Here is an 11,583-nt window from a genome sequence, read left to right as displayed (position 1 = left end):
GCGCTCGATGATCAGCTAGCATCGCTCCAACAGGCTGGTGTTGCGTCCACCGGTTGAATTCGCCAAGTGGAAATGGCTCAGTGTGTCCACCCCTTGTGGAGAAAGGTGTGTGTCGTCATGAACCGGCCCCCTGACCGCCTTCCCGCAGCCCCGCCCCGGCCGCTCACGCACGACCCGACTCCCGCCGCGCCCCGGCCCGCGGGCGCACCGGGCTACCAGGTGACCCCGGAGCTGCTCATCCAACGGGCGAACAGTTGCGTGAGGACGCGATCCGACCCGACGACCCGGACATGCCGCTATTGACCACGTTCCCGGACCGCTCAAGAGGCATTCTTAACGGTACTTAGATCCGCACGCCTCTGACCTGGACGTCCGTTGAGTTGGCGCCGGGCATGAAGTCCATTTCGGATGCGTCGTTGGTGGTTGCCCCGGGCTCTCTTAAGCTCATCCCCTCCCGCCCTTGAAGGGCGAGCGAGAAGCTAACTACGTGGCCAAACGGCCCAACTGATCAATGCCGCTGGACGATACTGCTGGCATGACCAGCCCAGCAATATCTAGCGCGGCCGCTGAGGGTGACGTGCTGCTCTCCGATCTGGAGTTTGACATCTGTTGGGAGCTGCTCAGGCTTGGGACCACCCCGGCGACGCTTGAGCTGCCGAGCCCGGGGCGAACCTGGCCGGAGCGTCGTCAACTCGTCCACTCCGTCCTTGAGGCGCTTCGGCGCCGGGACATGGCGGGGCCGTCTGGGCTGAGCGCCCGCCTGGCTAGTGCTCTGCGGCTGCTCGCCGCCCCGACGCTACAGCTCGACCTGCGCCTACAGGCGGTTCACGGGGACTCGACGGTTGTCATTGGCGCAGTGGCCGATAGCCAAGGCGTGTTGGTGACCAAGCACCGCGACGAGATCACCTTGCAACCGATTCGAGCGCCGCGGCTGGCGACCGAAGTGACCGAGAGAATCGGCCCGATCAACGTCGGTATCGGCCGCACGGTCCACTTGCCGACCGAGGTACTCGACGCTGCCCGGGAGGCAACGGCCGGCGACTCCCTGTGGGCCATGGCTGACTACCTCGCCGATGAGCTGGGAGTGACAAGACTGGACGCGCGCGCGTGCGCGCGTATGTGCACCGACGTCGAGGTACTCGGTCAGATCGGCACGACGTTCTACACCAATGGGACGCCGTGGGTCGGCCCGTGGGTGATCGGCTTTCACCGCACCCGCACCGGCCACTACCTGCAACTTCGTAAAGCGGGCACAGTCACGGTCTGTCCCCTGAGCGATTCGCTGCTTGCACAGGTCCTTGACCAACTCATCGCCGAGGGTCCCGCAGCAGCGCTCAGGGCGTCGGGCCGATCATAGGGCGAGGCCCATTCGCGGCAGCTTGCCAGGCGGCCGCCGATTCAGGACTGGGTCAGGTCAAGGATCAGCGCGTCGTAATGGGGGGAATCCGGGAATGGCTGAAGCTTCCCGAGCTTTCGCCACCCCCACTTGAAGTAGGCCGCGCGGGCGCTCTCGTTGTCCTCACGGACGAGCAGCGTCGCACGGCGTTCGGGGCGGTTATGTAGGAGTTCGTCGTGGACCTCATGGGCGATCCCTCGGCCCTGCCAGTCCGGGTGAGTCATGATCTCGCACAGCGCGAATGTCCGGGTGCCGTCCTCGGTGATGAACTCGGCGTCGACCGGAGTAGTAAGCCCGTCCCACCAGCGCGCACCGGTCGGCAGTGTGTAGCCGAGTGCCAGCCCTACCGGCTCAGCCTCGCGATAGGCGACGACGAGTTCGAAACCCGGGGCTCGGGCGTAACCACGTATTCGCTCAACGAACCGGTCGGCCGAGTAAAACGACGTGTCGAGCACCTCGCTGTGCGTGGCTACGTATAGCCGGGTGACCGCGTCTTCAAGCTCCGTCATGGCGTCCGAACCGAGGTGAGCAAAAGTGAGTGCCTCGGTCACGCGGATGCTCCGAGCAGTTCACGGGCCTGCCTTACCTCAGGAAGCCCGGCCGCGCGTTCAGGCAGCGCACGTAGAGCGCGTACTGCCGAAGTCTTTACAAACCCACGCCGGAATGACGGGTCGAGCGATTCGAGCACGTCCACCACGTGACGGACTCCGGTTGTCGGATCACCGGAGACGATCATGGACATGGCCTGGTGACAGCGAACCTGCGCTGCCCCCAATGAGCTGGGGTATGTGTAGAGCGCGAGCGCCGCGTCTTGGGCGTCGGCGGCCTCTCGCGCTCCGAGATGTGAGTGTACGAACGACTGCACGTGGCGCAGCCTGGTCTCGGGCCAACTCCATTCCCTGTGCCCAGGGCCTCGCGTGACATCGTCGTCCAGTCGGTCGAAGACCGCCTCAAGATCGTTTAGAGAGTTGCGTGCTCCAGCGCGGTCGCCTTGCATCGCGAGCACCTGGGCGCGGGTAGCGAGTGCGCTCGCCGTGCCGGCATTCGGCTGGCCGTCACTCCAGGCCAGCGCGTCAGATGAAAGGGCAAGCGCCGTGTCCGGAGTGCTGCCGGGCGCGTAGAGACTGAACACTGAGCGGCGGCCGCCGATCACGCAACTCAGCGTACGGTCGCCGCTCAGGCGGGCAGCGCGTTCGGCGAGCCGCCAGTACCGTCCGGCTTCACGCCAGTAGCCCGCGCCGACCAACGACAGGGCCGCAATCCCGCCGAACAGGGCGCACACCCGCGCGAGCCGCGGCTTGAGCCTCTCCGGTGCGCGGTCGAGGTGTTGGCGGGCGTCGTCTAGGTCGACCAGCAGTTCCGGAAGGAGACGCTGCGCAGGTAGTTGGTTGACCAGTAGGGCATATTCGTCGGCCGCACGTTCCCACTCAACGGCGTCATGCTCGGCGACCGGGCCACCGAGCGCGGCCTCGGTGTCGCGGCGTACTGGGTCCAGAGCGCTCAACGCGCCGCCAAGCACGGCACCGCCAGCGCCCGCAAGCAGGGCTCGTCTGCGCATGTCCTCCTCCTCTCCAGGGTCATCCGGCCACGACAAGGACTGGGCCTGATCGGCTAAGGCGCGCAGGGCGCCACCAGCGTTGAGCAGGTCGTCCAAGCGCGAGGCTGTAACCAGATCAACAGACTGTGAGCCGGATTCATAGCGGGACAGACTCGCTTGGGAGACGTGGATCTGGCCGGCGAGCTGAGGCTGGGAGAGGTTCGCCCGACGACGAAGTTGCCGCAGAGCACTCCCGAATAGCTTTCGGGTGGCCTCGTCCATGTCGACCTCTCAGCGGTCGCCAGCCCCTGTGGCCCGGTAGTGGCAGGTACCGGGCGTTCCTATGAACGGGGATCTTACCGGGATGGCGATCCCAGGGCCGTTGTTGATCTCCGAATAGTTATACGTGATCTATACACATAGCCGCGTAACCCCTGGTCAGCGGGCTACTTCGGCTCTTAACGTCCCGGTTCATGGTGGACCACGGGGTGATGACCACCCGCGAGTTACTACGGTATGGCGTCGGCGTTCGCCTGGACTCCTGGCTTGGTCGGCGCGCACGGGCGCGGGCGGAACGGCGCGAGGCGCATTGTGCAAGGAAGACCGGCGGGCGCGTCACTGCTGACTACCCACTGGTCCTGGTCCGGGTGCGGAGGACCTGGTGGTGGCGTGGTCCCCGTGGGGTGTGCCGGTGATCGCGTCGAGTGTCATGGGGGAACAGGCCAGCCTCGGCAAGGCCGGCATAGCGGCGGGGTGGGCCGGCCGTGCCTGATCGGGATAGCGAAATGGTCGTATCGTCGCCGGTCGAGGAGTTGCGTGCGATGGCTGACGGCGTGATCGCGTTGCTCGTCGAACGCGGCGAGGCGGAAGCGGACAAGGTGATCACAATTCACTCTGTCCGCGGCTACGGGGATCTGTGCTTGAGCTGCCACTCGCCGAAGAATCCATGCAATTGGTATGAGTGGGCGACCGAGGCGAAACGACGCATATACAGCGAGTCGGACGCGGGAACGTGAAAGCTGATTGGAAAGGTGTCGCCGAGGAGGGCGCATTCTCGGACACCGCGTGGCGCGCTGCGTTCGAACAGGTCCTCCGGCACCCGTTTGCGCCCCAGTTTCTGGCGCTCAACGAGTTCAACAGTTCCGACCGACTGGTGGACGGCACGGCCGGGGAATGCGGGAAACGGCGCTACCGGTCGCGTGATGCGACGGAGCGAGCAGCAAGAGATTTCGAGATCGACACGGGTCGACCGAACGGCGTGATGACGATCTATCGCTGTGATAGTGGCTGCCCGCCGGGCACCTATCATCTCCGTAATCAGTCGAAGAAATACCGAGGAGTCGACGGCCGGCATTACCGTCGCCTGAGTGGTGATCTGTCGCTCGGCTCGCGGTTAGCCCCGACAGTCTTGGCGGCTATCAGCGCTTGAATTTCTGACCTGCCCAATAGCTGATCCAATTCAAGATGGCCTTTGCGCTAATGTCCACGTGGGAGCTTTTGATGGGTGAAGACACTTCTCCTGGCCGTTCCGAGCCTGCTTTCGGGATCTATGGGTCGCCCAATCCTGAATGGGTTTTGTACATGATGGACTCGGTAGCCTTCGGTCTGATCACGCGGGGACAAGTGGATCTTGTGCTCGACGAAGTACATGCGGTCGATGAGAGCGGGTGCTGTGTGCGTTGTGGCCTAGTGGGGTTGTTCGGGGGACCGTGTTGGATGCACCGGATAGCGAGCTACGCGCGTTATCTGATCGAGGCGGGAGTGGACGTTCAGAGATGGGGGCGAGCGATATAAGCGGGGGTGTCGGCCGGGAATCGGCAGTTTGAGCGGCCGGCTGTCGCGGTCTCGGTCATTGCCACAGTAGGCGGGTGGTTTCGGGTAGCGGTTCGATGCCGAGTTCGCGGTCGAGTTCGCGTTCCAGTGTCTTGTATCGCTGGATAGCCGCGTCGCGGCGGCCGAGTTTGAGCAGGAGCCGGATGAGGTGCTGATAGATCGGCTCGTGCACGGGGTCAAAAGCGACTGCTTGGTCGAGTACGGCGAGCGCGGTTTCAGGCTCGTCGTGGTTGTTGGTGAGTTCGTACGCGAGGTTGATCGCGGCTTTGAGCGCTTCCTGTTGGGTGTTGGCGCGGTGCTCGGTGATCCACTCGTCGTGGATGTTCCCGGCGAGGTCCCCCTTATAGCTGGCGAGCGCGTTTTGGTAGGCGCGGGCGCGGTCCGGCGCGTCAGCGGTGCTGCGCGGGTCGGTCGCGTCCTGGAATTCCCAGTAGTCGACCTGGAACAGGTCGGGCCGCAATTCACATGTGCCGTCCTCGTGGTCCTGGATCAGGTCGGTGATCGCGCCGTTCGTTTCTTTCTGGATGAACTGACGCAACCGGGTCCGGTAGCTGTTGAACGTGTTGGTCGGCCGGTCGATGTTCGTTTCCGGCCACAACGCGGCCGCGACGGCGGTGCGGCGCTGCGGGCCTCGGACCAAACCGAGCTTGACCAACATCCGGACCAGCGCGCGCCCGGACGGGGTGATGTTGACCGGCGGTGTGCCCGCGTCCGGCGAGATCAGCGTGAGCCGGGGCGTGTCCATCAGGTCCAACCGGCACACGAGCCCGCTGTTGGTGTCCGGGCTCGGTGGCGCCGCAGAGTTGTCTGGCACTGTGGCGGGCCCGGCCGGGGCGGTGGTGGCAGGCTCGGCCGCTTCGGCGCGGTCGGCCGCGGTGGGGCTGCCCGGATCAAGCTCGCCCGGAATGCTCGCGGCGGCCGGATCTCCCGCCCCGGGCAAGGGCGACACGGGCACGGGCGACGTCACGGGCTCGGCCGGCGAGCTGGGCGCGACCGCCGCGGCGCCGGTCGCGTGGGTGACGTCCGCGCCGTCCAGGCTGTCGCCGTCTGCGCCGTTGTGACCGGTGTCCGGCGCGGTGTTCGACTGGTGATCGAACGTGCCTGCGGCGGGCCGTGTAGGCCCCGTGTCGGGTGGCTGAGTCCGGGTGGCGCTGGTCGCGTCGGTCTCGGTTGCGTGGGTCTCGGTCTGGGCGTGCGCCGGGTCCGCGGTGGTGGTCGTGGTTTCGTTCGCGGCTCTACTCGCGCGGTGGGAGGCGACGCGGTTGCCGTCGTCGATGCGCCGGCACACGTCCAGCACGCGGGCGGGGGGCCAGTGGGCCAGGCCAGCGCCGGTGAGGTGACCGACGGCGTTGCCGCGGGTGGCGGTGACCCGGAACTGCGCGTCGATATCGATGCTGGACCCGACTGGCCAGTCACCGCCCATGAGCGCGGTCACTCCGAGGCGGTGCCCGGTGCGCAGCAGCGCGGCCAGCTCGGCCGCTTTGGTGGGGTCGGCGGGTGGGTCGGCCAGCATCAAGACCACTAGCGGCAGCGTCGCGGTGGCGGCACGGTTCGCGAGGCGCTGTGCGATCTCGGTGTCTAGCGCGGCGAGCGCGTGTTCCAGATCGGCCAGCACGTACAGGTTTTCCGGGCTCGGGTCGGGCCGGGTGGTGCCCAGTAGCCGGACGGCGTCGGGCTCGGGGATGATCACGCGGCCGGGTGGGCGTTGGCCGGCCCGCAGCAGGATCGACAAGAACGTGGAACACAGCGCGTGGTGCGCCCCGGGTCCCCGGAAGCCGCACCCGGGCGTAGCGGTCAGATCCAGCCACGCCGGTTCTGATCCGCTGCCGCCGATCTGCAACGCGCGAGGACCCACATCGGGCAGCAGGGACGCCCATCCGCCGTGTGTGCTGGGGTTTCCGTAGCTCGACAGGTCTTCGCCCTGGTCGCGTGCTTCGCCCGTGGCTTGCTGGATGCGGTGCTCGAAAGCGTCGAGCTGAAACGGCTCGTTGGCGGCTTTCTTGCGGTTGTGCGCAACCTTGGCCGCCACAAGCCCGCCCCCGATTCCGAGCAACACCGCCGGGGTGGCCTTCACCGCGAAGTCGCCCAGGTCGAACCCGTCCCCCTCGGTCCGGCCAGGTTTCGGGTTGCCGCGCGGCCGGGCGCCCGGGGCACCGCCCCCGGGCGACCCGAACGGCCCCATCGGGCCGGGGGTCTGCTGGATCGGTGGTTGCGCCGTGCCCGGCGCCCCGCCCGGCGTGCCGGGTGCTCCCGGCGGGGGTGTCCCGGGGAACGGGGACCCGGGAACCGGCGAGCCCGGCACCGGTGATCCCGGCATCGGCGACCGCGGGGTCGGGGTGCCGGGCGCGGACGTGCCCGGCGGCAAGGTCGACCCGGATGGGCCGGGAGGCCGGGCCGGGCCCGGTTGTCCCGGAATACCCGACCCGCCCGGCGGTACCGGTGGCAACGGGCGCCCGTACCGGTCCCGAGGCCCCCACTCGGTCCCGAACGGCGGTATGCCGGTCGGCTCGGGGGCGGCGGGTCCAGGGGCTTGCCGGGTCGAGGGCGTGGTCGGGGGCGTGGTCGGGGGCGACGGAACCGGTCGGGCCGGTGCTCCGCTGGGCTCCATCGGCGCCGACGGCGGGCTCTGCGTACCCGGTGACACCCTGTTCTGCCCACCCGGCGCCGGCTGGGGTGCCGGCCCGCCAACCGGTGGGGGCGCTGGCCGGGGCCCACCCGGCGCGCCGGGTGCGGGTGTGCCGCGCGGTGGCGGCTGGGTGGGGGCCGGGCCGGGGCGGTTGCCGTCCGGGGGCGCGTCGGCGGCGTTGAGCTTGGCCAGGGTCTCGCGGGTCGTGCGGTCGTGCTCAATCAGTGCCCGGTTGGCCTCCGCGTCGGCGGCACGGTAGGCATCGAGTCGTTTGCGGTAGTCGGACTGCACGCCGAACACGTCGCCGGTCATCGAGTTGAACTGATCGACCGCGCGCCCGCCGAAACTGTTCTCACCCACCTCAATCGGCGCAGGGATGCGGCTGCGGGTGTGCGCCCACGAATCGCCGTAGCGCTCCACCCCGCCCCCCGCCCCGCGGCTGGCCTGCGCGGGCACGCTGGCCGCCTGGGCGGTGCGCTGGAGCGCCTCGGTCGCCGCGTTCGCCGTTTCGCCGCGCCATTCCAAACCGGCACCCATGACCGTCTTCCGAAGGGACTCCGTTGATTCGGCGAACGTGGGGGCAAGCGCATTCAGTGCCCGCGCGGCCGGTTCGGTCGCACCGGGGCCGAGACCCCCTTTCGTCCACGCGTATTTCTCCGCCAGCGTGTAGCCCTCGTAACGTACTGGCGGAAGTGGGTCACTCACGACAACGTTCCTTACCGAGACCGCGATCGAAGATTCTGGAGCATGAGGCTGGCGCCACGTGTCGCTTGCGCGCAGGCACGCTCATGCGTCATGAGCGGATCGGTGCCGCCGCTGTTTTGGAATTGCACTAAAAAGCTCTGTCCCAGGGCAACGTCAACGAGGACTATGCAGCTCCATCTCGAATCAACCAGCGGCGACGTAGTCTCAACGGCGGAAAACCCGTCAATCTGAATGATATGAGCGCCTGTGACGCTGCGCAGGGCGTACTCGGCCCCTCGTGCCGTATCCGTCCGTGCGAGCCACCCCATATCTGGGCCGGTGCCTGGAGGATTCGACCAAATGCATTCCTCACCAGCTCCCTGGTCATTGATTCCCGGTCGACCCTCGGCCATGCCGAGTTGAGAGATTTGGGCCTCAGTCAGCAAGGCGCACGGCCGTATGCCGTCGAGTCGCAGCTCAGAGGGGCGTGGCGGCAGTGCGGGGGCGGCTTGAGGGTGTGGCGCGGCCTCCGGTTTTGTGGGTGGTTGCGAGGGTGTGACCGCGCAGCCAGTGAGGCCGAGGACCAGCGCCGCGCACACTAGGAGGCGCCGCGTTGATGAGTCGGTTGGAGTGGTCATGACGGCCCTTTGGGCAGGTTCTGCCCCCCTTCCGGGGGCGGTGGCGGCGCTGGTGGCGGGTCGAGGATCTCGCGTTGCAGTCCGGGCAGCCGCGCGATTCGGTCGTGACCCTCCTGCACGTCCCGCCATTCTTGCTGCCGAGCCTTGACGTGCCGCTCGAACGACTGCTTGATTTCCTGCTCGGTATGACCGTAGGAGCGCGCGGTCTGAGATAGCTTGTCCCCTTGCGTGCGCAGTTGGTTCACATAAGCCTGGCATTTCGCAAGGGTGAACTTGATGTGTTCGTTGAACACATTCGCGGCCGGCTGCGACAGCGGGTCGCCCCCAACCGGCCCCACCACGATATTAGCCGCGTGGTGCCGGAGCGCATCCTGTAAGCGTTGGGCCTCGCCGAGGAAGCCGTTGCGGACTTGCAGCACCGTCTGCGGCGTCACCTGCAAGGCGAGCTGCTCAAGCTGCCGGGCCACCGCGCGCTCATACGCTGCGAGATTTTCGCTGTGGGGCACTCGGCCCGGCCCTTGCTCCCATGGCGTGGTCACAGCCGACCACAATAGAGCTAACCGGCCATCGCTCGGGGCGTTTTCGCGAATCTGGTTACCGTGACAGTGTTGATGCCACTCATTCCTTGCCCGCCGTTGAGTCTATTGGGTGAGTAGTTACTCGGCTTGCGCGCTTCGCGGGAGGGAGGGCGAACGTGCCGGTCCCGCTCGGCCGCGACCGTTGGGGGCCTTTCGCGGACGGTCGCGCGGGGGCAGCTGGCGCAGTGTAGGTATTCGTACCTGGTCGTATTCCTACGGTGGGGTCTGAGTGGTCGTGGTGGTTGGGCCGATCGGCGGGTGGCGCTTGGTTGTGGGTGTCTCTAGCGTGGTGTGGTAGCCAGAGCCGGTGACTCACCTAGACCCTGTGGGTATTCGGGTGGGTGCTGTGGCCAGTGTGTTTGGTGGTCGACGGCCGGTTCGCGGGGTCCAGCCGAGTGTGTGCCCTGGTTGCGGCACCCTGGGCAGGAAGAAGGTGGGCGGTCCGTCGCTAAACCCCTCGGTGGCGGGCTGTCCGCCGCTTTGCGCCCCTGGACTCGCGGGGATCTGGAGTGTGGCTCACCCTGGTGGGATCACCGTGTTGGTGGGATCACCGTGTTCGGGTCGAGTGTTCGTTGGGTGAGGTCGCGGGCGACTTGGGCGAGGCGCTGGTTGTGGGTGCGCGCGTAGCGGCGCATGAGGTCGAATGCTTGGTCCATGGGGAGTGTGGCGTGCTGGGCCAGCACGCCTTTGGCTTGTTCGATGATCACGCGGCTGTTCAGCGCGCTCTGGAGCTGTTCGTTGAGCACTTCCGCGCGTCGGATCGCTCGTTCTTGCAGGATCGCGATGGTGGCCACGTCGGCTAGTGCTTGGCCGAGGACGAGGTCGTCGGTGCGCATGGCGACGGTGTGGTGGTGCCATAGGTTCAGCGCGCCGATCGCTTGTCCGCGTAGCCGCAGTGGCAGCGCGTGAACCGCGCGAAACACCGGCCGGTGCGTTGCGGCGGCGACGAATCTGGGCCAGCGCTCGGTTGAGGCGGCGATGTCGGCGACGTTGACTGGAGTGCTGTGGTGGTAGCAGTCCAGGCAGGGGCCTTGGTCATTTTGCAGCTGCATCAGCTCGGTCAGTCGGGCGTCCTCGTTGGAGGCGGCGACGACGCGCAGCACATCGTGGGGGTCGGCCAATAGGATGCCGCCGGCGTCCGCGCCGAGTAGCTGGATGCCGTAGCCGACCAGCCGGGTCAGCAGCTCGATCACGTCGTATTCGTCGACCAGGGTGTCGGCCAGTGACACGAATGCCTGGGCGACGAGTTGTTCGCGAGTGGCGTCGGTTTGACTCATCGCGTGTACCTCATCAGCTGTCTCGTTCGTTGGTGAAGTCGAGACGTCTGGCCACGATGTCGCGGGAGACGTCGATGAGTAGGCGTTGGTGGCTGAAGGCGTGGGCGCGCATCCGGGCCAGCGCGTCGGCCGCGTCCACGCCCAGCTGAGTTGCCACCATTCCGGTGGCCTGATGGATCTCGGCGCGGTTCGTCACGGCGGGTTCCAACCACGATGCGGTATGACCATCCAGTTCACCGGGGTCGGTGCGCAGGGTCAGCATCATCAGCGCCGCGGTGTCCGCTGCCGCGAGGGCATCGCCGCGCTGGTGGTCACTGAGGCTCCCCGGCTCGCATCGGTACAGGTCGAGCACACCCAGGTTGCTCGACCCCCATTGCAGTGGCAAGCACAACAGCGCCCGTACCGGGGTTTGTTCGAGGACCGCACGGGTAAACGCCGGCCAGCGGGCCAACTCGGTCGGGTGGCGGAGATCGTCGACCAGTACCGGGCTCCCGGTCCTCGCCGCTTCGATGCAGGCGCCCTCGTTCAGGGTGAGCTGCAGCTCCTCCAGCAACTCGGCGGTGGCGTCGGTGGTGTGCAGTGTCTGGCGGGCCACGCTCGCGGTCAGCAGCGACAACGCCGCCCCGTCCACGTCCAGCCCGGCCACGCAGGCTCGACAGATCAGAGCGGCCAGCGCGCCGTCATCGGTGACCTCGCGGGCGATCGCCAGCAACGCCGAGGTGACCTCGCCGGACCTAGCCACCGGCTCGACACTGGGGCATGGCCCACCAGCCGCAGATACTGGTCATTCCCAAGACCCCGATCCATCCCGCGGCCGACCAGGACAGGGACTGGATCGAGAGTCGACGATGCGCGTGCCCCACGCTACACGTAACTCCATCAACCCCAGCGTCACTGCTCGTGCGCTGGGGCGTTGCGAATGGCCGGCCCGCCCGGGTTTTCTGGTGATCGGTCGACGTTTTCGTGGTGCGCGGCACGCCGGGCCAGGCGGAGTGGCGGACCGGCATTTGGAGG

The 11,583-nt window shown here is 67.2% G+C and carries 11 protein-coding genes; 4 read left to right on the top strand and 7 right to left on the bottom strand.

Features of this window, described 5'->3' with window-relative positions; translation table 11 throughout:
• The first annotated feature begins 535 nt into the window (after window positions 1–535).
• Window positions 536–1,357: an ESX secretion-associated protein EspG gene (locus ABEB12_RS35855; RefSeq protein ID WP_185065251.1), complete on the top strand. Its 822-nt coding sequence runs from the start codon at window positions 536–538 to the stop codon at window positions 1,355–1,357.
• Between the two features lie 41 nt (window positions 1,358–1,398).
• Here the strand turns inward: ABEB12_RS35855 and ABEB12_RS35850 are convergent, their stop codons facing one another.
• Together ABEB12_RS35850 and ABEB12_RS35845 are read right to left on the bottom strand one after the other, a co-directional pair.
• The gene (locus tag ABEB12_RS35850; protein ID WP_185065250.1) at window positions 1,399–1,947 is read right to left on the bottom strand and encodes a GNAT family N-acetyltransferase; all 549 of its coding nucleotides are present in this window, start codon (window positions 1,945–1,947) and stop codon (window positions 1,399–1,401) included.
• A complete protein-coding gene (locus ABEB12_RS35845; protein WP_185065249.1) occupies window positions 1,944–3,215 on the bottom strand; it encodes a helix-turn-helix domain-containing protein in 1,272 nt (423 codons plus the stop codon). Before ABEB12_RS35845 ends, ABEB12_RS35850 begins: the two co-directional genes overlap by 4 nt.
• 482 nt (window positions 3,216–3,697) lie before the next feature.
• On the opposite strand from ABEB12_RS35845, the gene ABEB12_RS35840 reads away from it, so the two are divergent.
• Both ABEB12_RS35840 and ABEB12_RS35835 read left to right on the top strand, forming a co-directional pair.
• Window positions 3,698–3,949, top strand: a complete 252-nt coding sequence (locus tag ABEB12_RS35840) for a hypothetical protein (protein WP_185065248.1) — start codon at window positions 3,698–3,700, stop codon at window positions 3,947–3,949.
• Window positions 3,946–4,362, top strand: coding sequence for a hypothetical protein (locus ABEB12_RS35835; RefSeq protein WP_185065247.1), 417 nt, complete (start codon window positions 3,946–3,948; stop codon window positions 4,360–4,362). The genes ABEB12_RS35840 and ABEB12_RS35835 overlap by 4 nt, the downstream gene beginning before the upstream one ends.
• 420 nt (window positions 4,363–4,782) lie before the next feature.
• Here the strand turns inward: ABEB12_RS35835 and ABEB12_RS35830 are convergent, their stop codons facing one another.
• A complete protein-coding gene (locus ABEB12_RS35830) occupies window positions 4,783–6,840 on the bottom strand; it encodes a BTAD domain-containing putative transcriptional regulator (protein WP_185065246.1) in 2,058 nt (685 codons plus the stop codon).
• Between ABEB12_RS35830 and ABEB12_RS35825 the strand changes: the two genes are divergently transcribed.
• Window positions 6,830–7,651 carry a hypothetical protein gene (locus ABEB12_RS35825; RefSeq protein WP_185065245.1) on the top strand — a complete coding sequence of 274 codons (822 nt, stop codon included), beginning with the start codon at window positions 6,830–6,832 and terminating at the stop codon, window positions 7,649–7,651. The two genes, ABEB12_RS35830 and ABEB12_RS35825, sit on opposite strands and share 11 nt — an antisense overlap.
• Before the next feature lie 457 nt (window positions 7,652–8,108).
• Here the strand turns inward: ABEB12_RS35825 and ABEB12_RS42300 are convergent, their stop codons facing one another.
• From ABEB12_RS42300 to ABEB12_RS35810, 4 genes are all read right to left on the bottom strand, one after another.
• A complete protein-coding gene (locus ABEB12_RS42300) occupies window positions 8,109–8,714 on the bottom strand; it encodes a DUF3558 domain-containing protein (protein WP_185065244.1) in 606 nt (201 codons plus the stop codon).
• Window positions 8,711–9,253 (bottom strand): PE domain-containing protein, encoded by a 543-nt coding sequence (locus ABEB12_RS35820; protein WP_185065243.1) that lies wholly within the window; start codon window positions 9,251–9,253, stop codon window positions 8,711–8,713. The genes ABEB12_RS42300 and ABEB12_RS35820 overlap by 4 nt, the downstream gene beginning before the upstream one ends.
• A 569-nt stretch (window positions 9,254–9,822) precedes the next feature.
• Window positions 9,823–10,569 (bottom strand): ANTAR domain-containing protein, encoded by a 747-nt coding sequence (locus tag ABEB12_RS35815; RefSeq protein ID WP_185065242.1) that lies wholly within the window; start codon window positions 10,567–10,569, stop codon window positions 9,823–9,825.
• Between the two features lie 13 nt (window positions 10,570–10,582).
• Window positions 10,583–11,311, bottom strand: coding sequence for a GAF domain-containing protein (locus tag ABEB12_RS35810; RefSeq protein WP_185065241.1), 729 nt, complete (start codon window positions 11,309–11,311; stop codon window positions 10,583–10,585).
• Window positions 11,312–11,583 lie beyond the last annotated feature (272 nt).

This window comes from Actinospineispora eucalypti, from assembly GCF_039543365.1.
Classification (GTDB): domain Bacteria; phylum Actinomycetota; class Actinomycetes; order Mycobacteriales; family Pseudonocardiaceae; genus Pseudonocardia; species Pseudonocardia eucalypti.
This window is presented reverse-complemented; position numbering and strand designations above follow the sequence as displayed.